Origin of the sequence: Vibrio sp. 10N.247.310.23 (assembly GCF_041467155.1) — a bacterium.
In the GTDB taxonomy this organism is placed as follows: domain Bacteria; phylum Pseudomonadota; class Gammaproteobacteria; order Enterobacterales; family Vibrionaceae; genus Vibrio; species Vibrio crassostreae_C.
In genome coordinates, this window is record NZ_JBFSTZ010000011.1 from 17,759 (window position 1) to 44,745 (window position 26,987).

Genomic DNA, 26,987 nt, shown 5'->3' on the forward strand with positions numbered 1-26,987 from the left:
TCAGTTAATCGCAAGAACAGGAAGTTAGAGTAAGATATGGCCGAAGAACAAGATGCACCTAAAGGGAAGAGCAAGCTCCTTATAATTATTATTGCCGTAGTTGTGTTACTGCTTGGTATAGGTGGTGCGCTGTACTTTTTCTTAGGTTCTGACGATAGCGCCTCTGAATCTCAGTCTCAGCCAGCAACGGCTGTGGTCGCTGCAGAGCCGGTTATGTATGTTAATATTCCTCAGCCCTTCTTGTTTAATGTGACAGGTGACAAAAAAGATCGCCTAGTTCAGATAAAAGCACAGCTCATGGTACGTGGCAGTAAGAATGAAGACCTGGCTCGTTACCACTCTCCACTTGTAGAAAGTACGCTACTGGCCACGTTCGCTTCGGCAACGGTTGATCAATTGCGCTCACCAACAGGCCGCGTGGAACTGCGTAATAAGGCAACAGAAGATATTAAAGCAAGCCTGGCTCAAGCTGTTGGCCAGCCTGTGATTGAAAAAGTGTTATTCACTGACTTCGTAATTCAATAGGTAATTTGTGACCGATTTATTAAGCCAAGACGAAATTGATGCGCTGTTACATGGCGTTGATGATGTTGAAGAAGTTGAAGATGTCTTAGAAACCGAAAATGACAATGCGGTCAATTTCGACTTCTCATCTCAAGATCGAATCGTCCGTGGTCGAATGCCGACCCTTGAACTTATTAACGAGCGCTTCGCACGTCATATGCGTATCAGCTTGTTTAATATGTTACGTAAAACGGCTGAAGTGTCGATCAACGGCGTACAGATGATGAAGTTTGGTGAGTACCAAAACACATTGTATGTACCCACCAGTTTAAACATGGTTCGTTTCCGTCCATTGAAAGGTACGGCACTCATCACCATGGAAGCTCGTCTGGTTTTCATTCTCGTAGAGAACTTTTTTGGCGGTGATGGTCGTTTCCACGCCAAGATTGAAGGTCGTGAATTCACGCCTACTGAAAGACGAATCATTCAGTTACTGCTGAAAATTGTTTTTGAAGATTACAAAGAAGCTTGGTCGCCAGTGATGGGGGTTGAGTTTGAATACTTGGATTCCGAAGTGAACCCAAGTATGGCGAACATTGTGAGCCCAACCGAAGTGATTGTTGTGAGTTCGTTCCACATTGAAGTGGATGGCGGTGGTGGTGACTTCCACGTTGTCATGCCTTACTCCATGGTTGAGCCGATCCGTGAACTGCTTGATGCGGGTGTTCAATCAGACAAGATGGAAACCGATGTTCGTTGGAGTACCGCACTGCGTGATGAGATCATGGATGTGCCCGTCAATTTCCGCGTGAATTTGCTAGAGCAAGATATTTCCCTTCGTGATCTGATGGAGCTGCGCCCTGGTGATGTTATCCCAATGAACATGCCTGAGCACGCAACCATGTTTGTCGAAGAACTGCCGACTTATCGTGTGAAAATGGGCCGTTCTGGTGAGAAGCTTGCAGTACAGATTTCGGAAAAAATCCAAAGACCACATGTGGTTAAAACTGATCTCGCTTTTCTAGGTAAAGACTTATTGTCTGAGCTCGAAAACAGTGATGATGACGACGAATAGTAAAATAGATAAAAGTATAGGAATTGGTAATGGAACCTAGTGAAGATCAAAAGCTAGCAGACGAATGGGCTGCAGCACTTGGTGAAGATCCTTCAGCGCCGTCAATTGATGTTGATGATGTGCTTGCGGCACCACTTGATGAGCTAACCGATTCATCATCTCCGATTTCTGAAGATGAGCGTCGTAAGCTGGATACCATTATGGATATCCCCGTGACTATTTCGATGGAAGTTGGCCGCTCTCAGATCAGTATCCGTAATTTACTTCAGTTGAACCAAGGTTCGGTTGTTGAGCTAGATCGAATCGCTGGTGAGTCACTAGACGTGATGGTCAACGGAACTCTGATTGCTCACGGTGAAGTGGTTGTAGTAAACGACAAGTTTGGTATTCGCTTGACTGACGTTATTAGCCAGACAGAACGAATTAAGAAGCTGCGTTAATGAGCTTTTTGTCTCAAAGACTTGCGGGCTCTTTTCTCGGAATGACAGGTTTGTTACGAGGAATCTTGGGAGTAGGGCTATTAACGGCTCCTTCCATTGCCTTTGCAGCAACACCGCCTTCTCTCGATTTAGCGACCACCTTTGGGTCGCTAATTTTCGTTATAGCCTTCATTTTATTTATTGCTTGGCTACTCAAGCGAATGCAAGTACCTGCGATGTCGAATCAACAAGGTTTGGCGATTGTTAGGCAAATCCCTGTTGGTACTAAAGAGCGTATCGCTATTGTGCAAGCGGGTGATGAACAGTTCTTGGTAGGGATTACCACACAATCGATTCAGCTGATCTCTAAGCTCGATAAACCTCTTACTCAGGAGATGCTGGAAAAAAGTACATTTTCAAGTCAGCTTTCCCAGCTAATAAAAAAAGATGCAAACAAGTAACGGACTTTTGAACTCCTCTTACTTTCACCAAGCCGGAGCTTTCCGAACGGTGAAAGTGTGGTTGGTTCAGCTTATTCTCCTATGCTCAATCGTATTCAGTGTGTCGGTATTTGCACAAGCTGAAGACGGCACCGTCATTCCTGCGAATACCGCTGGCTCGGAATCGGTCACTATCAGCACGATGGAACAAGACCAAGCCAAATCGACAACCATGACCACGGGCAGCTTGACTGGCAATGGTGGCGGCATACCTGCCTTTACCATGACAACCAATGCCAATGGCGGTGAAGACTACTCGATTAACCTGCAAATTCTCGCGTTAATGACCATGCTTGGCTTCTTGCCGGCGATGGTGATTTTGATGACATCGTTCACTCGTATTGTGGTTGTGATGTCTATCTTGCGTCAGGCGATGGGTCTACAACAAACACCGTCTAACCAAGTCATTATTGGTATCGCGATATTCTTGACCTTCTTCATCATGTCGCCAGTGATTAATCAAGTTAACGAACAAGCAGTTCAGCCTTATCTTAATGAACAGATATCGGCACGACAGGCATTTGATGTTGCCCAAAAACCGATTAAATCCTTCATGCTCAAGCAGACTCGAATCAAAGATCTTGAAACCTTTGTTGATATTTCTGGCGCGGAAGTGACTAACCCTGAAGATGTTTCGATGGCGGTTCTGATTCCAGCATTTATCACATCGGAATTAAAAACGGCTTTCCAAATCGGATTTATGCTGTTCTTGCCTTTCCTAATCATCGACTTGGTGGTGGCATCGGTATTGATGGCTATGGGTATGATGATGTTGTCACCGATGATTGTATCGCTGCCGTTTAAGTTGATGCTGTTTGTTCTTGTTGATGGCTGGAACTTGATACTCTCCACACTCGCCGGCAGTTTTGCCTTGTAGCTGGGGGAATAATGAATCCTGAAATATTCGTAGAGTTGTTCCGAGATGCCCTTTGGATGGTATTAATCATGGTTTGCGCCATCATTATTCCTAGCCTGCTGATCGGTTTGGTTGTGGCTGTTTTCCAAGCTGCGACCTCAATCAACGAACAAACCCTGAGTTTCCTGCCGCGTTTGATCGTAACTTTGTTGGCGTTGATGCTATTCGCACACTGGATGACCCAGATGATGATGGAGTTCTTTTTTGAGCTCATCGAACGCTTGCCGCAAGTTCTGTATTAAACCGATATGGAATACCCAACGAGCCTTGTACTAGAGTGGTTAGCCAATTATTTTTGGCCATACACTCGCATCTCAGCGATGCTGATGGTGATGACGGTAACAGGGGCACGCTTCGTGTCGCCGCGTATTCGTCTGTATTTAGGCTTGGCGATCACTTTTGCGGTGATGCCTGCGATTCCAGCCGTTCCCAAAGAGATTGAACTTCTGTCCTTTCAAGGCTTCCTGACTGTCTTCGAGCAAATTGTGATTGGCGTGGCCATGGGTTTTGTTACCCAGTTCATGATTCAAACCTTTGTTATGCTGGGTCAGATCCTCGGTATGCAATCGAGCTTGGGTTTTGCATCAATGGTCGACCCGGCTAACGGGCAAAATACGCCGGTACTTGGTCAGCTGTTCATGCTGCTAGCGACCATGTTTTTTTTGGCGACCGATGGTCACTTGAAAATGCTGCAGCTGGTGGTGTTTAGTTTTAAGACCTTGCCGATTGGCAGTGGCTCTCTAACCTCTGTGGATTTTCGAGAGCTCGCGTTGTGGCTCGGCATCATGTTCAAAACGGCATTAGCGATGTCATTGTCGGGGATTATTGCGCTGCTAACGATTAACCTTTCTTTTGGTGTAATGACGCGTGCGGCACCTCAATTAAACATCTTTTCTTTGGGTTTTGCATTTGCGCTACTCGTGGGTCTGTTACTTTGTTGGTACATCCTTGGCGGCTTGTATAGTCACTATGAGCTATTCTGGATGCAGGGCGAACAACAGATATGTCGTCTAATCCGGTTAGATTGCTAGGAGACTGAAATGGCAGAGTCAGACGGTCAAGAACGCACAGAAGACGCCACGCCCAAACGCTTGCAACAGGCCAAAGAGAAAGGGCAGGTTGCAAGGTCAAAAGAGCTAGCGTCAGCATCGGTATTAATTGTCGGTGCGATTGCTTTAATGTGGTTTGGCGAATCGATGGCGAAGGCTTTGTTCGAGGCGATGCAACGCCTGTTCTCTTTGAGTCGCGACGAGATCTTTGACACTAACAAACTCCTAGAAATCGCTGGTGGTGCACTGGTGAACCTGCTGTTCCCGCTGTTTTTGATACTGATAACTTTGTTTGTTGCTGCCGTCATCGGCGCTGCGGGTGTCGGTGGGATTAACTTCTCAATGCAAGCGGCGATGCCAAAGGCGTCTAAGCTCAACCCACTCAGTGGTATCAAGCGTATGTTTGGCCTGCAAAGTTGGGTTGAACTGCTCAAGTCTATTCTTAAAGTAGCGCTCGTATCGGGGATGGCGATTTATCTGATTCAAGCCTCTCAGCATGATTTAATGCAGCTGAGCATGGACGTCTATCCACAAAACATCTTCCATGCCTTGGATATCTTGCTCAACTTTATTCTGTTGATCAGTTGTTCTTTGTTGATTGTTGTGGCGATTGATATCCCATTCCAGATTTGGCAACACGCTGATCAGCTGAAGATGACCAAACAAGAAGTCAAAGACGAATTCAAAGACACCGAGGGTAAGCCTGAGGTGAAAGGTCGAATTCGCATGTTGCAAAGGGAGGCGGCTCAGCGTCGTATGATGGCCGATGTGCCGCAAGCGGACGTGATAGTCACCAACCCAGAGCACTTCTCAGTGGCGCTGCGCTACAAGCAGAATCAAGACAAAGCACCAATTGTGGTTGCTAAAGGTGTCGACCACATGGCGATGAAGATCCGAGAGATTGCGCGTGAAAATGACATCTATATCGTTCCAGCGCCGCCATTGGCGAGGGCGCTTTATCATACCACTGAGCTAGAACAACAAATTCCTGACGGTCTGTTTACAGCAGTTGCACAAGTGCTTGCATATGTTTTCCAGCTTAAACAGTACCGAAAACGAGGTGGTGAGCGACCAAAGCTGCAAGATTCTAATATGCCGATCCCACCTGATTTACGTCATTAGATCAATTGCTTGAGCTCTGCGTGATGAACCCTGATAATAGCGAGCTAGCTAATCTTCCTTTTATAGAGGTGATGGCGATAATTTGACGTGAGATGTTGGTACAGTGTTTGCTGTAGTAGCCTGAACATTATAAGCCCATAGCAAACAGCCCTGACTAAGACCTAATCCACTTGTTCAGAGAGCTACAACATAGCGAAACTGTCTAGATTTATGAAATTCTCCCTGCCTTTTGTGGACAAGCTACCTAAAATCCCTAACCGTGCCATGCCTGCGATTGGTGCACCTGTTATGGTACTTGCAACGCTTGCTATGGTGGTGTTGCCCATTCCAGCTTTCTTGTTGGATATGTTCTTCACCTTCAATATTGCATTGTCTATGGTTGTGCTATTGGTATCGGTTTATACCCGAAGGCCTTTAGATTTCGCTGCATTCCCGACCGTCCTGCTGATTGCGACTCTACTTCGATTGGCCTTGAACGTTGCTTCGACACGTGTGGTATTGCTCCATGGTCACGAAGGTGGCGACGCGGCAGGTAACGTGATTGAAGCCTTCGGTAACGTGGTTATCGGTGGTAACTACGCGGTTGGTTTAGTGGTGTTCTTGATTCTTATGATCATCAACTTCATGGTTGTAACCAAAGGTGCGGGTCGTATCTCGGAAGTAAGCGCGCGTTTCACGTTAGACGCCTTACCGGGTAAACAGATGGCAATCGATGCCGACTTGAACGCAGGTTTGATCGACCAAGACCAAGCGCGTCTGAGACGTTTTGAAGTCACCAAAGAAGCTGACTTCTACGGTTCGATGGACGGTGCTTCTAAGTTTGTTAAAGGCGATGCGATCGCTGGTATCTTAATCTTATTCATCAACATCATTGGTGGCTTGAGCATTGGTATGGCTCAGTTTGATCTTGGTTTTGGTGAAGCAATCGAAATCTACACGCTACTGACTATCGGTGATGGTCTGGTTGCACAAATTCCATCTCTATTACTGTCTATTGCAGCTGCGATGATGGTAACGCGCCAAAATACTGATGAAGATATGGGTGAGCAACTTGTCTTCCAGATGTTCGACAATCCAAAAGCCTTGATGATCACCGCCGCCATCCTTGGCATCATGGGTATTGTTCCGGGTATGCCACATTTCTCGTTCTTGAGCCTTGCCATCGTTGCAGGCGCGGGGGCGTATTACATCGATAAAAAGAACAAGAAGAAGGCGGAAGAGCCTAACCTTCCGGCGACAGTTGAAGCGAATGGAGAAGTAGGCTCTCAGAAGGAGCTCTCTTGGGATGATGTTCAACCTGTCGATATTATTGGTTTAGAAGTGGGTTACCGTTTAATTCCTTTGGTTGATAGAGACCAAGGTGGTGAATTGCTTGAACGCGTTAAAGGTGTGCGTAAAAAGCTGTCTCAAGACTTTGGTTTCTTGATCCCAGCGGTACACATTCGCGATAACCTAGAACTGACACCAAACAGCTACCGTATTACCCTGATGGGTGTTGCTGTGGGTGAAGCTGAGATTAAGCCAGACATGGAGCTCGCGATTAACCCGGGCCAAGTCTATGGCATGATCGATGGCGAGCCGACGATTGACCCTGCCTTTGGCCTTGAAGCGGTTTGGATTCGTGAAGAGCAGCGTGAACACGCACAAGCTCTAGGTTATACCGTTGTAGATTCTTCTACAGTACTGGCGACACACCTTAGCCAGCTGCTAACCAACAACGCATCGCAGCTCATTGGCCACGAAGAAGTTCAGAACTTACTTGAGATGCTCAGCCGCTCAACACCTAAGCTGGTGGAAGGTTTTGTACCGGATCAATTGCAGTTGGGTGTGGTTGTGAAAGTGCTACAGAACCTGCTGAATGAAGCGATTCCAATTCGTGACATTCGAACCATAGTCCAAACTTTGTCGGAGTATTCAGGTAAGAGTCAAGAACCTGACATACTTACTGCGGCGGTTCGCATCTCATTGAAACGATTAATTGTTCAGGAAATCAATGGTATAGAGCCCGAGTTACCAGTGATAACCTTGATTCCTGAGCTGGAACAAATCTTGCATCAAACCATGCAGGCATCCGGCGGAGAATCTGCTGGTATTGAACCTGGTTTAGCCGAACGTTTACAGACCTCTCTCAGCCACGCTACACAAGAGCAAGAGCTGAAAGGTGAGCCCGCGGTACTATTGACCTCTGGCGTGTTGCGTTCGACTCTGGCTAAGTTCGTTAAGAACACGATCCCAAGCTTGCGAGTCTTGTCTTACCAAGAAATACCGGACGAAAAGCAGATACGTATAGTACAAGCTGTTGGTAATTAAGCCGCCTAATTAGAACGGACAATCGAATTGAAAATTAAACGATTTTTTGCAAAAGATATGCGAACGGCTCTGCTCCAAGTTAAAGAAGAACTTGGTTCAGAAGCGGTGATCATGTCTAACAAAAAGGTCGCAGGTGGCGTGGAAATTGTTGCCGCTATTGATGGCGAATCCAGCCCGTCGACAGCGAGCCAGAGATTAAATCAACCTCAGCAGCCTGCACAAAGCCAATATACGCAAATGGCCGCGCCCGCAGCTCCTGCTGGGCGACGTCAACTAGACGATGACAAGGTTAGCCTACAGTCGAATGTTGAAGGTGGACGCTCAATGACTAAGCGCTTTGCGAATATGCTTAAGCAATACAGTCATGGCGCCGATGATGAGCCACAGCATCGTGCAGAAAATGAAGATTCATTGTCAGCATTGCTCAATCGCCAATCAAGCACGGGCCATAAGCCTCATAGTCATCAGACTCAAAGCAATTTGCAGTCTCATGGCCATCAGCAATCTCACGGTAACCAACAGTCTCACGGAAATCTTGATTCTGCATTTGCTCGTGAAACGGGTTTGTCTAAGTTGATTGCTGAAGACCGCAGAGTAGAGCGCCCGACACCTCGCTTGGATCCTACCCGTTATGATCGTGGTCGAGAGAACACTCAGTCCAAAGGTTCTGATACTGAAATGGAAACGATGCGCGAAGAGATGACCTCAATTCGTCGTCTGTTAGAGCATCAAGTTTCTGGGTTGATGTGGCAAGAAGTTGAGCGCCGTGAACCACTGAGAGCCATGCTTATTAAGCGCCTTGAACGTATGGGTGTATCTGCAGAGCTTGCCGATCAAATGGCTTGCTACATTCCTGAAGATACTAAACCTGCACGTGCATGGAAGGCTCTGTTAGCTCTGGTTGCTGACCAAATCTCCGTTACACAAAAAGATATTTTAAAACGCGGCGGTATTGTGGCTCTACTTGGCCCAACCGGCGTGGGTAAAACAACGACTGTTGCAAAGCTAGCTGCACGTGCTGCCATGGAATATGGCGCTGATAACGTCGCACTAGTGACAACTGACACATATCGTATAGGTGCACATGAGCAGTTATCGATCTACGGCCGAATTATGGGTTGTCCTGTAAGAGTTGCTAAAGATTCTAGCGAACTGGCCGATGTAATATATCAGTTACGTAATCGTCGCCTGATTCTGGTCGATACTGCAGGCATGGGACAACGAGATGTTCGCCTATCTGAGCAGTTAGACACATTGATGCAAGAGAGTGGTTCCGTTATCAATAGCTACCTTGTGTTGCCTGCAACCGCGCAACGCAAAGTGCTGCAAGAAACAATTGAACACTTTAGAAGAATCCCGTTGTCGGGATGCATCATGACTAAGCTGGATGAATCCCTAAGTCTAGGTGAATTCATCAGTGTCGTAATACAAAATGCATTACCAGTTGCTTACATAGCAAATGGTCAACGAGTTCCTGAAGATATCGTTATAGCTCAGCCAAAGTACATGATTGCTAAGGCTAATGAGCTATTAGAAAAATCTACAGAGAATGAACCTCATTACTGGAATAGCGATTCTGAAGGGCTCTAGGCGGCGGATAAATATGAATGAAAATATGATACATGACCAAGCTAGCGGCCTCCGTCGCTTAACCAAGCCTTCACTCACAAAAGTTATCGCTGTAACCGGTGGTAAGGGAGGCGTTGGTAAATCTAATGTGACGTTAGGTATGGCTATTTGCATGGCGCGCCAAGGCAAAAAAGTCATGGTGCTAGATGCCGATTTAGGACTAGCGAACGTCGATATCATGCTAGGTATTCGTTCTAAACGAAACCTTGGGCATGTGTTGGCTGGCGAATGTGAACTTAAGGATGCGATTGTCGAAGGGCCGCACGGAATTAAAATTATTCCAGCGACATCGGGCACTCAAAGCATGACTGAACTTTCACACGCACAGCATGCTGGTTTGATTCGCGCATTCGGTTCGCTTGAAGACGAGATGGATATCTTGTTGGTTGATACCGCAGCCGGTATTTCGGACATGGTGATCAGCTTCTCAAGAGCGGCGCAAGACGTGGTTGTCGTGGTATGTGATGAACCTACCTCGATCACGGATGCATATGCTTTGATTAAGCTTTTAAGCAGAGAACACCAAGTTCAGCGATTCAAAGTTGTTGCAAATATGGTCAGAAGCTACCGCGAAGGCCGAGAATTATTTGCAAAGTTGACTTTGGTCACAGAGCGCTTCTTGAATGTGAGCCTCGAACTCGTAGCATGTATTCCTTTAGATGATAAAGTACGTCAATCAGTCAAGAGACAGAAAATCGTAGTCGATGCGTTTCCTCGCTCTCCAGCTGCATTGGCAATCAGCTCTTTGGCTAACAAAGCCTTGACCTGGCCAATACCAAAAACACCGAGCGGACACTTGGAGTTCTTTGTTGAAAGGCTGCTGAATCGTACTGAATTTATAGAGGAACCATTTGGTGAATAAAGCGCTTACTTACGACCAACACGCTAATCACAATAGCCAACAGGCTTTTTTTGAGAAGTACTCTGTGTTGGTTAAACGTATCGCTCATCACTTGTTGGGGCGATTACCGCCTAATGTATTGGTTGATGACTTAATTCAAGCTGGCATGATCGGCTTGATTGAAGCGCAACAAAACTATGATGGTACCAAAGGCGCAAGCTTTGAGACGTATGCTGGTATTCGGATTCGCGGGGCAATGTTGGATGACATTCGCCGTGGGGACTGGGTGCCGAGATCGGTTCATAAGAACAATCGAGAAATCAGCAGTGCAATTGCGGAATTAGAGGGTATCCTCAACCGCGACCCGAGTGATGCCGAAGTGGCAAAACACATGGGGCTCAGTTTAGAGCAGTATCACAGTGCTTTAACTGACATTAATTGCTCAAGACTGGTTGGAATTGAAGATTTAGGCGTCTCAGATGATGTAATATCTCCGAATGAAGACTCTCAAGATAATACGCCTTTTCAAGGGGTTGCTGATGAGTCATTCCGCCAAGCTTTGATCGATTCGATAAAACAACTTCCGGAAAGGGAAGGCCTTGTGCTTTCGCTTTATTACGACGAAGAACTCAATTTAAAAGAGATTGGGGAAGTGTTAGGTGTCAGCGAATCTCGTGTCAGCCAAATACTGAGCCAATCTATGCAGCGTTTACGCACTAAGTTAAGTGCTTGGACACAGAACGACTAACAACACTGATCCTATTCAGTGGAGGCTAATTTGAACAAAAACATGAAAATTCTCATTGTTGATGATTTTTCAACGATGCGCCGAATTGTTAAAAACCTACTTCGCGATTTAGGTTTCAACAACACTCAAGAAGCAGATGATGGCTTGACCGCGTTACCTATGCTGAAAAAAGGCGAATTTGATTTCGTGGTAACTGACTGGAACATGCCAGGCATGCAAGGGATTGACCTGCTTAAACACATTCGCGCAGACGCAGAACTTAAGCACCTTCCAGTGCTTATGATAACAGCTGAAGCGAAGCGTGAGCAGATCATCGAAGCTGCGCAAGCGGGTGTTAATGGTTACATTGTGAAGCCTTTCACTGCTGCAACGCTGAAAGAGAAACTTGATAAGATTTTTGATCGCTTATAAGCATCAATAAATTTAGGCACTTCTAGGTAAACACTGACTGATAAGTTATCTGTTTATCTCGATAGCCTAAGCGCACAAAGTATGCGGAGTAAGGCCGAATTCAGGATGATTTCATTAGAACAAGCAAAAAAATTAGTAGAGCTGCTTGAGAACGATGAGCAGCAAAATGCTGATTCTCTTGTGAGAAGCATTTATGAAGATAACTTTAGTCTTCAAGACAATCCAATGCTTCAAGAAATAGGAAGTCTGACACGCGACCTCCACGACTCTTTGACTCAATTCAATTTCGATGAACGCATCAGCGTTATCGCAAATGACGAAATCCCTGATGCAAGGGATCGCCTTCAGTATGTCATTGATAAAACGGAAGTTGCGGCAAATAAGACGATGGACGCTGTCGATCGCTGTATGCCAATCGCAGACAACCTACACGAGTGTTTACTTCAAGTAAGGCCTCAATGGAATGAACTGATGCATGGCCGCATTGAGCTGGCACAATTTAAAGCTTTATGTCACCGCATTGATGGATTGCTTGTCCAAGTAGAAGGCGACAGTACTGAACTACGCGGACAATTGACTGAAATCTTGATGGCTCAGGATTTCCAAGATTTAACTGGGCAGATAATCAGCAAAGTTATTACCTTGGTGAATGAGGTGGAAGGACGTTTGGTCGAGATTCTCACGGTATTCGGTGCGAATCAAAAAGAGCCAACTCCAGAGTCAGAGAAGAAAGCATCGATTGCGCCTGAAGGTCCAATTATGAACCCAGAAGAGCGCGAAGACGCTGTCGCATCTCAAGATGAAGTCGACGATTTGTTATCCAGTCTTGGATTTTAAAGGTAACGTATGAGCTACGATTTAGACGAAGATATTCTTCAGGACTTTTTAGTCGAAGCAGGAGAGATCCTTGAACTCCTATCAGAACAACTGGTAGAGCTTGAGAATAACCCTGACGACAAAGACCTATTAAATGCTATTTTCCGTGGTTTCCATACAGTAAAAGGTGGTGCTGGTTTCCTAGCATTAACTGAGCTGGTGGATACTTGTCATGGTGCTGAGAATGTGTTCGACATTCTGCGAAACGGCCAACGCAGCGTAACATCAGGTTTGATGGATACCATGCTGCAGGCGCTAGATACAGTCAATGTACAGTTTCGCGCCGTGCAAGATCAGGAACCTTTAGTGCCAGCCGACCAATCTTTATTGGATGAACTTCACCGTCTCTGTAAACCAGAGTCTGCGGATGAAGTGGCACCAGTAGAAGCGCCTGCACCTATTATCCCTGAACCTGTTGTTGCAGCGCCTGAGCCTGTTATTGCTCCGGAACCTACTGCTGAAAGCTCAAACATCAATGCATCTTCAGTCGATGATATCTCTGAAGATGAGTTTGAACGCTTGCTTGATGAGCTTCACGGTAAAGGTGGTTCACCAACAGCGCCTTCTGCAGCAACACCGCCGCCAGCACCCGCTGCACCTCAGTCTGTTGCTGACAGTGGTGATATTACTGATGACGAATTTGAAAAGTTATTAGATGAATTGCACGGTGCGGGTAAGAGCCCGACAGCGGCAAGTTCAACGCCTCCTCCACCGCCAACGCCGCCAGCAGCACCTGTTTCGGCGATGTCTGAAGGCGATGATCTGATGACTGACGAAGAGTTCGAGAAGTTACTGGACCAACTGCATGGTTCAGGTAACGGACCTTCGATTGAAGAGCTCGATGCTGCGACTAAGCCTGCAGAAGTGAAGTCTGCGCCAGTTGCACCTCAAGCTGCGCCTAAGCCTGCTGCTCCGGTTGCGGTTAAAGCAGAACCGAAACCTAGTGCTCCAGCAAAAACTGAAGTTAAAGCGCCAGCGAAGAAGCAACAAGCTGAAGCTACAGTTCGTGTCGATACATCAACACTGGATACCATCATGAACATGGTGGGTGAACTGGTATTGGTGCGTAACCGACTTGTCAGTCTTGGCCTAAACAGCAACGACGAAGAAATGTCGAAAGCTGTCTCTAACTTAGATGTTGTTACTGCAGACCTACAAGGCGCGGTAATGAAGACTCGTATGCAGCCGATCAAGAAAGTATTTGGTCGCTTCCCACGAGTTGTCCGTGACCTTGCGCGCAGCTTGAAGAAAGACATCGTTCTTGAAATGCGTGGCGAAGAAACTGATCTTGATAAAAACTTGGTAGAAGCACTTGCTGATCCCCTGATTCACTTGGTGAGAAACTCTGTCGACCATGGTATCGAAATGCCGAACGACCGTGTTGCTGCGGGTAAATCACAAACGGGTAAAGTGATTCTGTCTGCCTCTCAAGAAGGTGATCACATTGAGCTGGCTATCGTTGATGACGGTGGCGGTATGGACCCCGATAAGCTTCGTGCTATTGCGGTCAAACGTGGCCTGATGGATGAAGATGCAGCGTCTCGCTTATCAAATAAAGAGTGTTTCAACCTGATTTTTGCTCCTGGCTTCTCAAGCAAAGAGCAGATCTCGGATATCTCTGGTCGTGGTGTAGGTATGGACGTTGTGAAAACGGCGATTAACACACTGAACGGCTCTATTGATATTGATTCAGAAATGGGACAAGGCACTAAGATCACCATCAAGGTTCCACTAACCCTAGCGATTCTACCAACCTTGATGGTCGGTGTTGCGGGTCACCCATTTGCATTGCCATTGGCATCGGTTAACGAGATCTTCCACCTAGACTTAAGCCGCACAAATGTGGTTGATGGTCAGCTAACGATCATCGTTCGCGATAAGTCTATTCCGTTGTTCTATTTGCAAAACTGGCTTGCTTCTAAAGCGGGTATTGTTGAACTGCGTAAAGGGCACGGCCATGTTGTTATCGTACAACTTGGTAGCCAACGTGTTGGTTTTGTTGTCGATACGCTTATCGGTCAAGAAGAAGTCGTGATCAAGCCGCTTGATAAGCTTCTGCAAGGCACGCCAGGAATGGCAGGTGCGACAATTACAAGTGACGGACACATTGCATTGATTCTAGATGTGCCGGACTTGTTGAAGCAGTACGCAGCTGCGTCAAGAATTTAATTTAAGGATAAATATGGCGATTAAAGTATTAGTCGTTGATGATTCGAGTTTCTTTCGTCGTCGCGTTAGCGAGATCATCAACTCAGAGGCTCGCCTAGAAGTCATTGATGTAGCAGTAAACGGTAAAGAAGCCGTTGAAAAAGCGAAACAGCTAAGACCTGACGTCATCACTATGGACATTGAAATGCCTGTCATGGACGGTATCACTGCCGTTCGTGAAATCATGGCCGCGTCTCCAACGCCTATTTTGATGTTTTCATCGTTAACGCATGATGGAGCGAGAGCAACGTTAGATGCGTTAGATGCAGGTGCTCTCGACTTCTTACCTAAGAAGTTTGAAGATATTGCACGTAACCGCGACGATGCAGTTGCATTGCTTCAACAGCGTGTGATTCAGATTGCAGCAAAGCGTGCGTTTATGCGCCGTGCTCCTATTACGCCGAGAGCGACAGCAACGACTTCAACAGCTACGCCATTGCGCCAGCCGATTTCAACAGCTGCTTCGACTTCGACAGCGAAGCCTGCGGTTGCATCTACGGCGAAATTCAGAGCGTCAGGTAAGAAGTATCAATTAACAGCAATTGGTACGTCGACTGGCGGCCCTGTTGCTCTACAGAAGATTTTGACTCGCATCCCTGCTAACTATCCACACCCAATTGTGTTAGTTCAGCATATGCCAGCAACATTCACTGCTGCTTTTGCGAGCCGATTGAACACCTTGTGTAAGATTGAAGTTCGCGAAGCGCAAGACGGTGATGTGTTAAAATCTGGCGTGGCGTATCTTGCTCCGGGTGGTAAACAGATGATGGTGGATGGCCGCGCAGGGTCTGCACGTCTACGAATTATCGATGGCGGCGACCGCATGAACTACAAGCCTTGTGTGGATGTCACATTCGGCTCTGCAGCGAAGATCTACGGCGACAAAGTGTTGTCTATGATCCTGACTGGTATGGGCGCAGATGGTCGAGAAGGTTCGCGTATGTTGAAAACTGCGGGCTCGACAATTTGGGCACAAGACGAAGATAGCTGTGTTGTATATGGTATGCCTCAAGCTGTAGCAAAAGCTGGCATTTCTACTGAAGACCTCCCTCTAGACCGTATCGCGGAAAGGATCTTGGTCGAAGTTGGGTTAGCTTAGGTAAATCGAAATGATTGTTTGGAGTGTTGCAAACCAAAAAGGTGGTGTTGGTAAAACGACCACGACCGTGACTCTAGCAGGTTTACTTGCGTTGAAGGGGCACCGTGTTCTGTTGGTTGATACTGACCCACATGCATCACTGACCACCTATCTGGGTTACGATTCAGATACGGTGGAATCGAGCCTGTTTGATCTGTTCCAGCTGCGTGAATTTAACGCGCAGACGGTAAGACCTTTGCTTTTACAAACGGAAGTCGAAGGTATCGATATTATCCCTGCGCATATGTCTTTGGCGACATTAGACCGTGTAATGGGAAATCGAAGCGGCATGGGGTTGATCTTGAAGCGTGCTTTGGCCGCTTTAAAAGATGACTACGACTATGTGTTGATCGATTGCCCGCCAATTCTTGGTGTGATGATGGTCAATGCATTGGCTGCAAGCGATCGTATATTGATTCCGGTACAGACGGAATTTTTGGCGATGAAGGGCTTAGAGCGCATGATTCGCACTTTGACCATCATGCAGAAGTCTCGCAAAACACCGTTTAAGGTTACGATTGTCCCGACGATGTACGACAAGCGAACCAAAGCCTCACTGCAAACATTAACGCAGCTCAAAGATGATTACCCAAACCAAGTTTGGACGTCTGCTGTGCCGATTGATACCAAGTTTCGAGATGCGAGCCTAAAGCGCTTGCCAGCCTCTCATTTTGCATCGGGTAGCCGTGGTGTATTTGCTTATAAACAGTTGCTTATTTATCTCGAAAGGTTGGCGATAAATGAGCGCGAATAAAGAATCAACATTGGCGCAGCCAAGTCTCTCCAGTGAACAAGCACTGGATGATTATTTTACTGCGCTGTTAGGTGATGAAAGCTTTGAATCTGACGATTTTTTTGTTGACGAGTCGAGCGACGAATCACAATCTGAAGAGCCAGAGCCAGAGCCAGAGCCAGAGCCAGAGCCAGAGCCAGAGCCAGAGCCAGAGCGCCAATTTTCGAGTCACCACTCTAGCTACGCAGAAATACGCGCGGCTGAGTTTGAGGTTCCTAACCTTGAAGATGTTCAGAAACTACTCAGCCGTTTAGAGGCGACCAATGTTGTTGATGAACTGAACCTTGATGAGTTGATGGATCAGAACACCCAGAAAATCGCCCAGCAAGCAGACATGCAAATGTTTGATGCCGCGGTTGAGTCTGTTCAAGTGTTCGAAGAGCCAGAGATTCAGGATTGGAATCTTCCAGAACCCGATTTATCAATTGTTTTAGAGCCACCTGTTGAATCGCAGCAAATTGAAGAGTTACAAGCTGAATCGTTGGAGACGGAACAAGTAGAAGTTAAGGCTGTTGAGCCTGAACTTGACGTTCCTGATCCCGAGACAGTTATTGAATCCGAAACTCAAGCCGGAGGTGCTGACCAGTTTACCTCTTGGGAAAGTACGGTTCGCAAAGAAGACTTTCAAGTCTTGTATTTTGATGTAAACGGCGTGACCTTTGCGGTGCCACTTGATGAGCTTGGCGGCATCCATCGCCTTGAAGAGTTAAGTCATATCATTGGTAAGCCAGCTTGGTATTTAGGTTTACAAACCAACCGTGATAGTCAGCTAGATGTGGTCGACACCGCAAAATGGGTGATGTCTGAGAAACTATCAGGTGACGAATACAAAGAAAACTATCAATATATAGTGATGCTTGGAGAAAGCTTGTGGGGCCTTGCGGGCACAGAGCTCAAAGGCACCGAGCTACTTAATACAGACAAAGTACGTTGGCGAGAAATGGCAGGGAAACGCCCATGGCTCGCTGGTATGGTAAAAGAAAAAATGTGTGCTTTGATTCATGTTGAAGCATTAATCGCCATGCTAAACGCAGGGCTAGATGTAAAAGCATTAAGCTAGTAATAAGCATTGGGCTAACAATAAGCATCAAGTTAATAATAGTGGTCGGTAACGACGGCAAGAGGATTATCTATGTCTCATATGAGTGAAGTTGAAGTAAGAAAAGAGCAAACGAATGATGAAGTACTTCAATGGGTGACTTTCCAGCTAGAAGAAGAAACTTACGGCATCAACGTAATGCAAGTACGTGAAGTACTACGTTACAGCGAAATTGCTCCAGTACCGGGTGCTCCAGATTACGTTCTAGGTATTATTAACCTACGTGGTAACGTTGTTACTGTTATCGACACTCGTTCTCGCTTTGGTTTGATGCAAGGTGAAATCACAGACAACACTCGTATCATCGTTATTGAATCTGAGCGTCAAGTAATTGGCATTCTAGTAGATAGCGTTGCTGAAGTGGTTTACCTGCGTTCTTCTGAAATCGACACAACGCCAAGTGTTGGTACTGATGAAAGTGCTAAGTTCATCCAAGGTGTAAGTAACCGAGATGGCAAGCTACTTATCTTAGTAGATCTAAACAAACTACTAAGCGAAGACGAATGGGATGAGATGGCTCACCTGTAATGTTTGAAGCGCTTCCTTTAAGCCCTGTCGCTCTGATATCAGGCGTTGGGGTTTTTACGTTATTTATCCTGATTTTGATTAGCAAAGTAAAACGTGCGATTCAAAAGCAGCTCGATCAGTCACGCCTGCAAGTTCGTAACTTGGACAAAGAGCTTCAAAAATCGAGTAAGCAATTACTTGAGGTTCGCTCTGTTGTGGTTGGCCTTGGCCAGAAAGTGACGGAACAGCAAGATCTGATAAAGCACTTGAATGAACGTATTGTTGAGTTGGAACATGCTGACACCGATGGACGCTTGTACACACGTGCAACGAAAATGGTTCAGCTTGGTGCCGGGATTAACGAACTGATCGAAGAGTGTGAATTACCTAAAGCGGAAGCTGAGCTAATGATGTCTCTACAGAATAAGCTCGCGGGTAAGGAAAAAATCCCTTCGTTGAGAAGTGACCCTTCATCGTACGATGATCAACCCGATGCCTCTCGCGATCGCAGAGACCCGCCTCGACGTCGTTAAATTGAGCGCTTAATTCGTATTGAGCAATTGATGTTTATTACGTATTCCTCTTAAAAGAAGCTTCGGCTTCTTTTTTTATGCCTGCCCGGTCTATATAGAACGATGTTTATAAGTGCTTGTATCTACGACAATATCTTGTTTGTTGATGAAAATGTGTAAATTGTGATGAGGTGGTAACAGTTTCTTACCGACTTTGTTCTATCGAAAACGCCTAGTCCTGTTTTGTCACCATGTTGGTGTGCTACTATAGCGCTCTCATTACTCGACTAAATTTACCTATGCTAGAAGTCTCAAATTTAACTGCTATTCGTGACGACAGGATTCTGTTTGAATCGTTGTCTTTTCAATTGAAACCAGGTGAGCTGGTTCAAGTTGAAGGTCGTAACGGTACCGGGAAAACGACACTCCTTAGGATTATTACTGGCTTAGGCGATCGCGATGACGGCACTATCTCTTGGGACGGTGAGTCTATTGAATCGAGTCGAGATGTTTATCATCAAAATTTACTTTTTCTTGGTCACCAAACAGGCGTAAAGCGCGAGCTTAGTGCTTATGAGAATCTGAGCTTTTATCAGTCGATTCACAGTGGCGGTACCAGCAAAGAAGAGCTTTATCACGCGCTGGCTCAAGTCGGGCTTGCGGGCAGAGAAGACGTACCTGCGGGGCAACTTTCAGCAGGCCAACAACGCCGAGTTGCGTTGGCTCGCCTTTGGTTGAGCAAGCAAATGTTGTGGATTCTTGATGAGCCGCTGACTGCCATTGATAAGCAGGGCGTGAAAGTTCTCGAATCTCTTTTTTCTCAGCATGCAGACAACGGTGGCATTGTGTTGTTAACCACACACCAAGATATGTTTGCTGATAGCCCGAAACTAAGAAAAATAAAGTTGGGTGAGTAATATGATCTCTTCAATGACCACGATTATCCGACGCGAACTGCTTATCGCGTTTCGACGTCAAGCGGATATCTTTAACCCTTTGTGGTTCTTCATCATTGTTATCACGCTTTTCCCTTTGAGTATTGGCCCAGAGCCAAACCTACTTGCGCGTATTGCTGCGGGTATTGTTTGGGTGGCCGCTTTGCTCTCTGCATTGCTCTCTTTAGAGCGTCTTTTCCGTGATGATTTTCAAGATGGCGCCCTTGAACAGATGATGCTGATGCCAATCCCGTTGCAGTTGGTAGTATTGTCCAAAGTCATAGCACACTGGTTGTTGACCGGGTTACCATTGATTTTAATCAGCCCATTATTGGCTGTTTTGTTGTCTTTAGATTTTGATACATGGCTCTCAGTTGTGTTGACCTTGCTGGTAGGAACACCCGCATTGAGTTTTATTGGTGCGATTGGTGTTGCGTTAACCGTTGGGTTACAGAAGGGCGGAGTCCTGTTAAGCCTGTTAATCTTGCCGCTTTACATCCCCATTTTAATCTTCGCGACGTCAGCAATTGACGCTGCGGCTTTGGGCGTTGCATACAACGGTCAATTGGCGGTGCTTGGGGCAATGTTAATGGGTGCGATGACTATGACGCCTTTTGCGATCAGTGCCGCACTTAGAGTAAGTGTGAACTGATTGGGGTTCCGTTATCGTATAGCCAATGTGAACCAAATGTGTCGATTGGACTCATAGAGTCAATAAAACTGAAAGCAAGACAAATAAAATTATTATAATTATAGCTTTAATAGCTGTAAGCAATATGAAGTAAGAGTGAGATTACAACATGTGGAAATGGCTCCATCCCTATGCCAAAGCAGAAACCTCTTATCAGCTTGCTGGTAAACTTTTGCCATGGTTTTCGATCCTAGCGCTATTGTGTCTATCCGTCGGTACCGTGTGGGGGCTTGCATTTGCGCCTTCTGATTACCAACAAGGCGATAGCTTCCGTATCATCTACATCCATGTTCCGTCTGCAATCTGGTCGATGGGCGTCTACATGTCGATGGCGATTGCTGCCTTTATCGGTTTGGTATGGCAGGTAAGGCTATCAGACATGGCCGCACTGGCGATGGCACCGATTGGCGCTGTGTTTACCTTCATTGCGTTACTAACTGGCGCAGTTTGGGGTAAACCAATGTGGGGTGCTTGGTGGGTTTGGGATGCGCGTTTAACCTCAGAGCTGATTCTTCTATTCCTATACTTGGGTGTGATCGCACTACACCACGCTTTTGACGACCAAAAAACAGCAGCGAAAGCGGCAGGCATTTTGGCTATCGTTGGTGTCATCAACCTCCCTATCATTCACTTCTCTGTAGAGTGGTGGAATACACTTCATCAAGGCGCGACCATTACTAAGTTCGCAAAACCTTCGATCTCAAGTGACATGCTATGGCCGCTTCTTCTTAACATCTTCGGCTTCGCCTTTTTCTTTGGTGCTGTGACTATGGTTCGTTTCCGTAACGAAATCATCAGTAAAGAGAGTCACCGTCCATGGGTTCGCAAGCTTGCGGCCGAAAAAGCGTAGTAGGGTAGGTAATTATGTATTTTGAATCTTTGAGTGATTTCTTTGCCATGGGGGGCTACGCCTCATATGTATGGAGTGCATTTGGAATCACATTTCTCGCGATGATCATTTTACTGGTCGTAAGCGTTCGTCGTGGTAAGCAATTACTAAATGAAGTACAAGCTAAGATTGATCGTCAGGCTCGTATCGATGCAGCAAAAAATATGGAGAACACTCTATGAACCCAAGACGTAAAAAGAGGCTGGGCATTGTCTTAGCGATCTTTTTTGGTATCAGTGCGACTGTTGGATTGATGGTTTACGCACTTAACCAGAACATGGATCTGTTCTACACACCAACTGAGCTGGTCAACGGCAAAGATGGTAAAAAACCTGAAGTTGGTCAACGCCTACGTATTGGTGGCATGGTCGTAGTCGGCTCTGTAAGCCGTGACAATGAATCACTACGTGTAAGCTTTGATTTGCAAGATGTAGGCCCTAAAGTAACGATTCTATACGATGGCATCCTTCCTGATCTTTTCCGTGAAGGCCAAGGTATTGTTGCTCAGGGTGTGCTTAAAAATGCAACGACAATCGAAGCGTTTGAGGTGTTGGCAAAGCACGATGAAGAGTACATGCCTTCTGAAGTTGCGGAAGCAATGAAGAAAACCCATGAGCCTTTGCAATACACGACTGAACAAAAAGAAGGAAATGCTCAATGATAGCCGAGATCGGCCATTTTGCGATGATCCTGTCCTTGGGACTTGCATTGCTGCTAAGCGTGCTCCCATTGTATGGAGCCGCTCGAAATAACACATTATTGATGAACAGCGCACGACCGTTGTCGTGGGGTATGTTCGGATTCTTAGCGATTTCGTTCTTTATCTTGTGTTACGCGTTCTACACCAATGATTTTACGATTCAATACGTAGCAAGTAACTCGAATAGCCAACTGCCTTGGTACTACCGAATTACGGCGGTTTGGGGCGCTCACGAAGGTTCATTACTGCTTTGGGTTCTTATCCAAGCGGGTTGGACAGTTGCAGTAGCGACGTTTAGCCGTGGTATGCCTCAAGAGTCTGTGGCTCGCGTACTGGCTATCATGGGTTTGATTACTGTCGGCTTCTTGCTGTTCATTATCGTAACGTCTAACCCGTTCCTACGTACATTGCCTTTCTTCCCTGTAGATGGCCGCGACTTGAACCCACTACTGCAAGACCCGGGTTTGATTATTCACCCGCCAATGCTTTACATGGGTTATGTAGGTTTCTCTGTTGCGTTCTCTTTCGCCATCGCTTCTCTAATGAGTGGTCGTCTTGATACGGCATGGGCTCGTTGGTCGCGTCCTTGGACAATCGCAGCTTGGTTATTCCTAACGGTAGGTATCGCACTAGGTTCATGGTGGGCTTACTACGAACTTGGCTGGGGTGGCTGGTGGTTCTGGGATCCAGTAGAAAACGCTTCATTCATGCCTTGGTTGGCTGGTACTGCTCTAATGCACTCACTAGCGGTAACTGAAAAGCGTGGCACATTTAAAGCTTGGACAGTATTGCTGGCTATCTCTGCATTCTCGCTAAGCTTATTAGGTACATTCTTAGTTCGTTCGGGCATCTTGGTATCTGTTCACGCATTCGCGTCGGATCCTGCTCGTGGTATGTTTATTCTAGGTTTCCTAGTCTTTGTTATTGGTGGTTCACTGCTGTTGTTCGCGGTTAAAGGCGCATCGGTTCGTGTTCGCGGTAACTTCGATTTGGTTTCTCGTGAAAACGCACTGCTTGGTAACAACATCTTATTGATTGCAGCGCTTGTCGTTGTATTAGTCGGTACGCTACTGCCATTAGTTCACAAACAGTTAGGCTTGGGCTCGGTATCTATCGGTGCACCATTCTTTGACATGTTGTTCTTTTGGTTAATGATCCCGTTCTCGTTCCTGCTTGGTATCGGTCCTCTGATCCGATGGAAACGTGACAACCTGTCTAAGCTTGTTAAACCAATGCTGATTTCAGGTGCACTCTCACTTGGCTTGAGTGCGCTAATGGTTGCTCTACTGGCTGACCGCTTCAGTGGTACTGCGTTTGCTGGTTGGGTAATGGCGTTCTGGATCATCTTCATGCACGGCTTTGAGCTGCATGAGCGTGCGACTCACCGTCATACATTCTTGAAAGGTCTAACTAAGCTACCTCGTAGCCACTGGGCAATGATGTGTGGTCACATAGGTTTAGCCGTGACAGTGATTGGTATCGCGATGGTGCAAAACTACAGCATCGAACGTGATGTACGTCTGGCGCCAGGTGAAAGCTACCAGCTTGAAGAATACAGCTTCCTGTTTACAGGGGTTCGTGACAAAGATGGTCCTAACTACGATGGTTACATTGCTGACTTTGAAATTACTAAAGAAGGCAAATACATCAACACGCTTCACGCTGAAAAACGTTTCTACACCACAGCTAAGTCTATGATGACAGAAGCAGCGATTGACCGTGGCGTAACGCGCGACCTTTACATTGCAATGGGTGAACGTTTAGACGACAACAAATCTTGGGCTGTACGTATCTACTACAAACCATTTGTACGTTGGATCTGGGCAGGTTCTTTGATTATGTCGATTGGTGGCGCTATTGCTATCAGTGACCGTCGTTACCGTTTCCGTAAGCCAATCAAAAAGTCGGCTGAAGAGCAGGAGGCTTAATTCGAATGAACAAGAAGATTTTATTCATTCCATTGATTGCGTTCATGGTTCTAGCTGGAATCTTTGCAACGCAATTAATGCGCAACCAGTCGGGCGATGACCCAACTAAGCTAGAATCCGTATTGATTGGTAAGCCTGTTCCTGAGTTTGGTCTAGAAGACTTAGAACAACCAGGTAAGTTTCATGATCAAGCGATCTTTAAAGGCGAGCCACTGCTTCTTAACGTGTGGGCGACTTGGTGTCCTACTTGTTATGCAGAGCACTCTTACCTGAACAAGCTTGCGGATCAAGGCGTTAAGATCATTGGTCTTAACTACAAAGATGATCGCAACAAAGCGGTTGGTTGGCTAAAAGAGTTGGGTAACCCGTACCTAATTAGCCTGTTTGATGGTAATGGCATGCTAGGTCTTGACCTTGGCGTGTATGGCGCGCCTGAAACTTTCCTAATCGATGCTAACGGCGTAGTTCGCTACCGCCATGTTGGTGACGTGAACCCAACCAACTGGGCATCGACGCTTGAGCCGATGTATCAAGAGTTGTTGGAGGAATCGAAATGATTAGAAAGGCACTGATTACTCTATTCGCTACGTTCGCAATTTCAGCGACTGTTTCTGCTGCGCCTATCGAGTTCCATGAATTTGATACCGTAGATCAAGAACAGCAGTTCAAAGAGTTGAGTAATACGCTACGTTGCCCTAAATGTCAGAACAACACGATTGGTGATTCGAATGCTGAGCTAGCGGTCGACTTACGCCAAAAAGTGTACGAGATGACAAAAGACGGCAAGTCTGAGCAAGAAATTATTGATTACATGATTGCTCGTTACGGTAACTTTGTAACGTACAACCCGCCACTGACCTTAGCTACATCGATCCTTTGGATTGGTCCGTTTGCGGTTGTTGTGTTTGGATTTGGTTTGATTATTTTACGAAGCAGAAAGTCAAAATCAAAAGCAGCAGTAGAGTCAGATAAAGACTGGGATGCAGACAAAGAAGCTCGCTTAAAAGCGTTACTCGATGAAGAGAACGACGGAGATAAGAAGTAATGACTCTATTTTGGATTTCTACCATTATCCTTTCGCTAGCGGCAATTTTCTTAATTGTTCTGCCTTTCATTAACAAGAAGGCAAACAATGACGAGATGCTTCGCGACGAGTTGAATAAAGCGTTCTATAAAGACCGTCTTGTCGAGTTAGAAGTAGAAGCAGAGGAAGGTCTTGTTGATAACCAACAAGAACTGATCGATGATTTGAAACAGTCTCTGCTTGATGATGTTCCTGCACAAGAAGAGATGAAGAAGACTCAAATCTCTACGCTTGGTGTGGTTGTACCGTCGATCATCCTTGTCGTCGTTGTGACTTATGGTATGTACTTTAAGTTCGGTGCGTTGGACAAAGTTCAACACTGGCAAGAAGTGAGCTCGAACCTTCCTGAATTGTCTAAAAAGCTAATGTCATCGGAAGGTGGTGCACTAACGGATGATGAGTTGGAAGATTTGACTCTAGCGCTTCGTACTCGTCTGCATTACCAACCAAAAGATTCAACAGGTTGGTTGCTACTCGGTCGTATTGCACTGGCTAACCGCGACGCTGAAACAGCAAAAGATTCTATGGAACGAGCTTACAAGCTTGAACCTAAGAATGAAGATGTTCAGTTAGGTTTCGCACAAGCACTGATGCTTTCTCCTGATGAAGCTGATCAAAACCAAGCTCGTTTGATTTTGAGCCGTTTGATTCAAAACGATTACGTTGACCTTCGTGTGTTCTCACTGCTTGCGTTTGATGCGTTTGAGCGTCAAGACTACCCAGGTGCGGTGAAGTACTGGAGCATCATGCAGCAGATGATTGGTCCACAAGACAGTCGCTATGAAATGCTTTCGCGCAGTATTGAAAGTGCTCAGAAGAAAATGGGCGACAATATGGGTGTCGACCAAGGTAAGACTGTTGCTGTAACGCTCGATCTATCTGCAGACGTGAATGCTGACCCTAACTCAGTGTTAATTGTTTCAGTACACAGAGCAGATGGTTCTCCAATGCCTATCGCAGCCGCTCGTTACCCACTAGGGACTTTCCCTCGTACTGTTGTTCTAGATGACGGCAACAGCATGCTGGAAGGACAAGAGCTGTCTAGCCTTGAAACTCTGATGGTTAGAGCTAGGCTTGATACAGACGGCAACGTTTCAACTCGCGAAGGCGATTGGTACGGTGAAAGTGAAGTGGTTGAACTGGGTGCTCCAGTTACCATTGATATCAATAAGCAATATTAATCACCACTTTGCATAGGTGTTAGCTATTCCGATTTGCAGATAAACGGTATAGACTTAGCCAAACAATTGAGGCCAGCGATTGCTGGCCTTTTTTATTATTTGGATTCCTTATGGAAAAGGTGATATGTCTGTCAGTGTTTTAAGACTCTCGAGTTTACTTTTTATCGCAAGCTTAACGGTTGGGTGTTCAAGTGCGCCGGACGAAAGTGTTGACGATGATAACCTCGAAACCTCTGAATACGTCGAAGAGTCCCACCCGAATGATCCTTTTGAAGGCTTCAACCGAGCGATGTGGGATATCAACTACGAATATCTAGATCCTTATTTAGTTCGCCCTGTTTCCCTCGCTTATGTTGACTACACCCCTGTGCCAGTACGTTCTGGTATATCCAATTTTCTAGCCAACTTAGACGAACCATCAAGCATGGTGAATAACCTTATTATGGGCAATGGTGAAAAAGCACTCGACCATTTCAATCGTTTTTGGATTAACTCAACGATTGGTTTGTTAGGCTTAATCGATATTGCCAGCGAAGCGGGGATCACCAAATACGATGATAAGTCGTTCTCTGATGCGATTGGTCATTACGGGGTAGGGAATGGTCCCTACTTCATGGTGCCGGGTTATGGCCCAATAACAACGCGTGAAGTAACTGAAACCGTTGATGGTATGTATGTGCCTCTGTCTTTCTTGAACTTCTGGGCTAGCTTAGGAAAGTGGGCATTCGAAGGCATGGAGACTCGCGCTCAGTTAGTGTCACAAGAATCACTATTGGACGACTCGCCAGATCCATATGCTTTGACTCGTGAGGTCTACATTCAACGTCGTGACTTTAAAGCCGAAATTGAACCTGAAGAGTTTGATCTCGAAGAAGAAGACTTCATTGATGGTTATCTAGAAGATTACTAGAAATACGTTTTA

At 46.1% G+C, this 26,987-nt stretch carries 30 protein-coding genes; all 30 read left to right on the forward strand.

The features are described 5' to 3' along the window. Positions 1 to 36: 36 nt before the first annotated feature. The 30 genes from fliL (at position 37) to AB6D93_RS10475 (ending at position 26,975) form a co-directional block, all read left to right on the forward strand. On the forward strand, positions 37 to 525 hold the full coding sequence (gene fliL, locus AB6D93_RS10330) for a flagellar basal body-associated protein FliL (RefSeq protein ID WP_017060677.1): 489 nt from the start codon (positions 37 to 39) through the stop codon (positions 523 to 525). A gap of 7 nt (positions 526 to 532) precedes the next feature. Then, entirely contained in the window at positions 533 to 1,579 is a 1,047-nt protein-coding gene (gene fliM / locus AB6D93_RS10335; RefSeq protein ID WP_017060676.1) for a flagellar motor switch protein FliM, read from the forward strand. 29 nt (positions 1,580 to 1,608) lie between these two features. Then, complete coding sequence (gene fliN / locus AB6D93_RS10340; protein ID WP_004739851.1) at positions 1,609 to 2,019, forward strand: flagellar motor switch protein FliN; 411 nt, start codon at positions 1,609 to 1,611, stop codon at positions 2,017 to 2,019. Beyond that, positions 2,019 to 2,459: a flagellar biosynthetic protein FliO gene (gene fliO / locus AB6D93_RS10345; RefSeq protein ID WP_017060675.1), complete on the forward strand. Its 441-nt coding sequence runs from the start codon at positions 2,019 to 2,021 to the stop codon at positions 2,457 to 2,459. Before fliN ends, fliO begins: the two co-directional genes overlap by 1 nt. Next, positions 2,446 to 3,375 (forward strand): flagellar type III secretion system pore protein FliP, encoded by a 930-nt coding sequence (fliP, locus tag AB6D93_RS10350; RefSeq protein WP_102332835.1) that lies wholly within the window; start codon positions 2,446 to 2,448, stop codon positions 3,373 to 3,375. The genes fliO and fliP overlap by 14 nt, the downstream gene beginning before the upstream one ends. Positions 3,376 to 3,386: 11 nt before the next feature. After that, positions 3,387 to 3,656 (forward strand): flagellar biosynthesis protein FliQ, encoded by a 270-nt coding sequence (fliQ, locus tag AB6D93_RS10355; protein ID WP_029235191.1) that lies wholly within the window; start codon positions 3,387 to 3,389, stop codon positions 3,654 to 3,656. Positions 3,657 to 3,662: 6 nt separating this feature from the next. Continuing rightward, on the forward strand, positions 3,663 to 4,445 hold the full coding sequence (gene fliR / locus AB6D93_RS10360) for a flagellar biosynthetic protein FliR (RefSeq protein WP_017060672.1): 783 nt from the start codon (positions 3,663 to 3,665) through the stop codon (positions 4,443 to 4,445). Positions 4,446 to 4,454: 9 nt separating this feature from the next. Continuing rightward, positions 4,455 to 5,585, forward strand: a complete 1,131-nt coding sequence (gene flhB / locus AB6D93_RS10365; RefSeq protein WP_017064116.1) for a flagellar biosynthesis protein FlhB — start codon at positions 4,455 to 4,457, stop codon at positions 5,583 to 5,585. 210 nt (positions 5,586 to 5,795) lie between these two features. Beyond that, on the forward strand, positions 5,796 to 7,895 hold the full coding sequence (gene flhA, locus AB6D93_RS10370) for a flagellar biosynthesis protein FlhA (RefSeq protein ID WP_017064115.1): 2,100 nt from the start codon (positions 5,796 to 5,798) through the stop codon (positions 7,893 to 7,895). 27 nt (positions 7,896 to 7,922) lie between these two features. Further along, a complete protein-coding gene (gene flhF / locus AB6D93_RS10375) occupies positions 7,923 to 9,485 on the forward strand; it encodes a flagellar biosynthesis protein FlhF (RefSeq protein WP_102332834.1) in 1,563 nt (520 codons plus the stop codon). A gap of 13 nt (positions 9,486 to 9,498) precedes the next feature. Next, positions 9,499 to 10,386, forward strand: coding sequence for a MinD/ParA family protein (locus AB6D93_RS10380; protein ID WP_017060668.1), 888 nt, complete (start codon positions 9,499 to 9,501; stop codon positions 10,384 to 10,386). After that, a complete protein-coding gene (locus AB6D93_RS10385; RefSeq protein WP_017060667.1) occupies positions 10,379 to 11,113 on the forward strand; it encodes an RNA polymerase sigma factor FliA in 735 nt (244 codons plus the stop codon). Before AB6D93_RS10380 ends, AB6D93_RS10385 begins: the two co-directional genes overlap by 8 nt. Positions 11,114 to 11,155: 42 nt before the next feature. Continuing rightward, positions 11,156 to 11,524, forward strand: a complete 369-nt coding sequence (cheY, locus tag AB6D93_RS10390) for a chemotaxis response regulator CheY (protein WP_016767062.1) — start codon at positions 11,156 to 11,158, stop codon at positions 11,522 to 11,524. A gap of 105 nt (positions 11,525 to 11,629) precedes the next feature. After that, positions 11,630 to 12,361: a protein phosphatase CheZ gene (locus AB6D93_RS10395; RefSeq protein WP_017064113.1), complete on the forward strand. Its 732-nt coding sequence runs from the start codon at positions 11,630 to 11,632 to the stop codon at positions 12,359 to 12,361. A 9-nt stretch (positions 12,362 to 12,370) separates the two neighbouring features. After that, positions 12,371 to 14,569 (forward strand): chemotaxis protein CheA, encoded by a 2,199-nt coding sequence (locus AB6D93_RS10400; RefSeq protein ID WP_102332833.1) that lies wholly within the window; start codon positions 12,371 to 12,373, stop codon positions 14,567 to 14,569. A 13-nt stretch (positions 14,570 to 14,582) separates the two neighbouring features. Continuing rightward, positions 14,583 to 15,707 carry a chemotaxis response regulator protein-glutamate methylesterase gene (locus tag AB6D93_RS10405; protein WP_102332832.1) on the forward strand — a complete coding sequence of 375 codons (1,125 nt, stop codon included), beginning with the start codon at positions 14,583 to 14,585 and terminating at the stop codon, positions 15,705 to 15,707. 10 nt (positions 15,708 to 15,717) lie between these two features. Beyond that, on the forward strand, positions 15,718 to 16,500 hold the full coding sequence (locus tag AB6D93_RS10410) for a ParA family protein (RefSeq protein ID WP_017064111.1): 783 nt from the start codon (positions 15,718 to 15,720) through the stop codon (positions 16,498 to 16,500). Further along, on the forward strand, positions 16,487 to 17,599 hold the full coding sequence (locus AB6D93_RS10415) for a chemotaxis protein CheW (RefSeq protein WP_372159167.1): 1,113 nt from the start codon (positions 16,487 to 16,489) through the stop codon (positions 17,597 to 17,599). Before AB6D93_RS10410 ends, AB6D93_RS10415 begins: the two co-directional genes overlap by 14 nt. 72 nt (positions 17,600 to 17,671) lie before the next feature. Beyond that, positions 17,672 to 18,166 carry a chemotaxis protein CheW gene (locus tag AB6D93_RS10420; RefSeq protein ID WP_017064109.1) on the forward strand — a complete coding sequence of 165 codons (495 nt, stop codon included), beginning with the start codon at positions 17,672 to 17,674 and terminating at the stop codon, positions 18,164 to 18,166. Continuing rightward, positions 18,166 to 18,678, forward strand: a complete 513-nt coding sequence (locus AB6D93_RS10425; RefSeq protein WP_017071208.1) for a DUF2802 domain-containing protein — start codon at positions 18,166 to 18,168, stop codon at positions 18,676 to 18,678. The genes AB6D93_RS10420 and AB6D93_RS10425 overlap by 1 nt, the downstream gene beginning before the upstream one ends. Before the next feature lie 278 nt (positions 18,679 to 18,956). After that, complete coding sequence (gene ccmA, locus AB6D93_RS10430) at positions 18,957 to 19,574, forward strand: cytochrome c biogenesis heme-transporting ATPase CcmA (RefSeq protein ID WP_017060659.1); 618 nt, start codon at positions 18,957 to 18,959, stop codon at positions 19,572 to 19,574. A gap of 1 nt (position 19,575) precedes the next feature. Continuing rightward, complete coding sequence (gene ccmB, locus AB6D93_RS10435; protein ID WP_017060658.1) at positions 19,576 to 20,244, forward strand: heme exporter protein CcmB; 669 nt, start codon at positions 19,576 to 19,578, stop codon at positions 20,242 to 20,244. A 148-nt stretch (positions 20,245 to 20,392) separates the two neighbouring features. After that, the gene (locus AB6D93_RS10440; RefSeq protein WP_102332830.1) at positions 20,393 to 21,133 is read left to right on the forward strand and encodes a heme ABC transporter permease; all 741 of its coding nucleotides are present in this window, start codon (positions 20,393 to 20,395) and stop codon (positions 21,131 to 21,133) included. Positions 21,134 to 21,147: 14 nt separating this feature from the next. Then, positions 21,148 to 21,354, forward strand: coding sequence for a heme exporter protein CcmD (ccmD, locus tag AB6D93_RS10445; protein ID WP_009848525.1), 207 nt, complete (start codon positions 21,148 to 21,150; stop codon positions 21,352 to 21,354). Next, positions 21,351 to 21,833, forward strand: a complete 483-nt coding sequence (gene ccmE, locus AB6D93_RS10450) for a cytochrome c maturation protein CcmE (protein WP_017064106.1) — start codon at positions 21,351 to 21,353, stop codon at positions 21,831 to 21,833. Before ccmD ends, ccmE begins: the two co-directional genes overlap by 4 nt. Further along, positions 21,830 to 23,800 carry a heme lyase CcmF/NrfE family subunit gene (locus tag AB6D93_RS10455; protein ID WP_102332829.1) on the forward strand — a complete coding sequence of 657 codons (1,971 nt, stop codon included), beginning with the start codon at positions 21,830 to 21,832 and terminating at the stop codon, positions 23,798 to 23,800. Before ccmE ends, AB6D93_RS10455 begins: the two co-directional genes overlap by 4 nt. Positions 23,801 to 23,805: 5 nt before the next feature. Then, complete coding sequence (locus tag AB6D93_RS10460; protein WP_017060653.1) at positions 23,806 to 24,357, forward strand: DsbE family thiol:disulfide interchange protein; 552 nt, start codon at positions 23,806 to 23,808, stop codon at positions 24,355 to 24,357. Next, positions 24,354 to 24,845 carry a cytochrome c-type biogenesis protein gene (locus AB6D93_RS10465; protein ID WP_065583667.1) on the forward strand — a complete coding sequence of 164 codons (492 nt, stop codon included), beginning with the start codon at positions 24,354 to 24,356 and terminating at the stop codon, positions 24,843 to 24,845. Before AB6D93_RS10460 ends, AB6D93_RS10465 begins: the two co-directional genes overlap by 4 nt. Further along, positions 24,845 to 26,065, forward strand: coding sequence for a c-type cytochrome biogenesis protein CcmI (ccmI, locus tag AB6D93_RS10470; RefSeq protein ID WP_017064103.1), 1,221 nt, complete (start codon positions 24,845 to 24,847; stop codon positions 26,063 to 26,065). The genes AB6D93_RS10465 and ccmI overlap by 1 nt, the downstream gene beginning before the upstream one ends. A gap of 124 nt (positions 26,066 to 26,189) precedes the next feature. After that, positions 26,190 to 26,975, forward strand: coding sequence for a VacJ family lipoprotein (locus AB6D93_RS10475; RefSeq protein ID WP_102332828.1), 786 nt, complete (start codon positions 26,190 to 26,192; stop codon positions 26,973 to 26,975). Positions 26,976 to 26,987 lie beyond the last annotated feature (12 nt).

What these genes read in the sequence shown, in the direction of transcription:
- fliL (WP_017060677.1), top strand. Translation starts at nt 37, where the DNA reads ATGGCCGAAGAACAAGATGCACCTAAAGGGAAGAGCAAGCTCCTTATA.
- fliN (WP_004739851.1), top strand. Translation starts at nt 1,609, where the DNA reads ATGGAACCTAGTGAAGATCAAAAGCTAGCAGACGAATGGGCTGCAGCA.
- fliO (WP_017060675.1), top strand. Translation starts at nt 2,019, where the DNA reads ATGAGCTTTTTGTCTCAAAGACTTGCGGGCTCTTTTCTCGGAATGACA.
- fliP (WP_102332835.1), top strand. Translation starts at nt 2,446, where the DNA reads ATGCAAACAAGTAACGGACTTTTGAACTCCTCTTACTTTCACCAAGCC.
- fliQ (WP_029235191.1), top strand. Translation starts at nt 3,387, where the DNA reads ATGAATCCTGAAATATTCGTAGAGTTGTTCCGAGATGCCCTTTGGATG.
- fliR (WP_017060672.1), top strand. Translation starts at nt 3,663, where the DNA reads ATGGAATACCCAACGAGCCTTGTACTAGAGTGGTTAGCCAATTATTTT.
- flhB (WP_017064116.1), top strand. Translation starts at nt 4,455, where the DNA reads ATGGCAGAGTCAGACGGTCAAGAACGCACAGAAGACGCCACGCCCAAA.
- flhA (WP_017064115.1), top strand. Translation starts at nt 5,796, where the DNA reads ATGAAATTCTCCCTGCCTTTTGTGGACAAGCTACCTAAAATCCCTAAC.
- AB6D93_RS10380 (WP_017060668.1), top strand. Translation starts at nt 9,499, where the DNA reads ATGAATGAAAATATGATACATGACCAAGCTAGCGGCCTCCGTCGCTTA.
- cheY (WP_016767062.1), top strand. Translation starts at nt 11,156, where the DNA reads ATGAAAATTCTCATTGTTGATGATTTTTCAACGATGCGCCGAATTGTT.
- AB6D93_RS10395 (WP_017064113.1), top strand. Translation starts at nt 11,630, where the DNA reads ATGATTTCATTAGAACAAGCAAAAAAATTAGTAGAGCTGCTTGAGAAC.
- AB6D93_RS10400 (WP_102332833.1), top strand. Translation starts at nt 12,371, where the DNA reads ATGAGCTACGATTTAGACGAAGATATTCTTCAGGACTTTTTAGTCGAA.
- AB6D93_RS10405 (WP_102332832.1), top strand. Translation starts at nt 14,583, where the DNA reads ATGGCGATTAAAGTATTAGTCGTTGATGATTCGAGTTTCTTTCGTCGT.
- AB6D93_RS10410 (WP_017064111.1), top strand. Translation starts at nt 15,718, where the DNA reads ATGATTGTTTGGAGTGTTGCAAACCAAAAAGGTGGTGTTGGTAAAACG.
- AB6D93_RS10415 (WP_372159167.1), top strand. Translation starts at nt 16,487, where the DNA reads ATGAGCGCGAATAAAGAATCAACATTGGCGCAGCCAAGTCTCTCCAGT.
- AB6D93_RS10420 (WP_017064109.1), top strand. Translation starts at nt 17,672, where the DNA reads ATGTCTCATATGAGTGAAGTTGAAGTAAGAAAAGAGCAAACGAATGAT.
- AB6D93_RS10425 (WP_017071208.1), top strand. Translation starts at nt 18,166, where the DNA reads ATGTTTGAAGCGCTTCCTTTAAGCCCTGTCGCTCTGATATCAGGCGTT.
- ccmA (WP_017060659.1), top strand. Translation starts at nt 18,957, where the DNA reads ATGCTAGAAGTCTCAAATTTAACTGCTATTCGTGACGACAGGATTCTG.
- ccmB (WP_017060658.1), top strand. Translation starts at nt 19,576, where the DNA reads ATGATCTCTTCAATGACCACGATTATCCGACGCGAACTGCTTATCGCG.
- AB6D93_RS10440 (WP_102332830.1), top strand. Translation starts at nt 20,393, where the DNA reads ATGTGGAAATGGCTCCATCCCTATGCCAAAGCAGAAACCTCTTATCAG.
- ccmD (WP_009848525.1), top strand. Translation starts at nt 21,148, where the DNA reads ATGTATTTTGAATCTTTGAGTGATTTCTTTGCCATGGGGGGCTACGCC.
- ccmE (WP_017064106.1), top strand. Translation starts at nt 21,351, where the DNA reads ATGAACCCAAGACGTAAAAAGAGGCTGGGCATTGTCTTAGCGATCTTT.
- AB6D93_RS10455 (WP_102332829.1), top strand. Translation starts at nt 21,830, where the DNA reads ATGATAGCCGAGATCGGCCATTTTGCGATGATCCTGTCCTTGGGACTT.
- AB6D93_RS10460 (WP_017060653.1), top strand. Translation starts at nt 23,806, where the DNA reads ATGAACAAGAAGATTTTATTCATTCCATTGATTGCGTTCATGGTTCTA.
- AB6D93_RS10465 (WP_065583667.1), top strand. Translation starts at nt 24,354, where the DNA reads ATGATTAGAAAGGCACTGATTACTCTATTCGCTACGTTCGCAATTTCA.
- ccmI (WP_017064103.1), top strand. Translation starts at nt 24,845, where the DNA reads ATGACTCTATTTTGGATTTCTACCATTATCCTTTCGCTAGCGGCAATT.
- AB6D93_RS10475 (WP_102332828.1), top strand. Translation starts at nt 26,190, where the DNA reads ATGTCTGTCAGTGTTTTAAGACTCTCGAGTTTACTTTTTATCGCAAGC.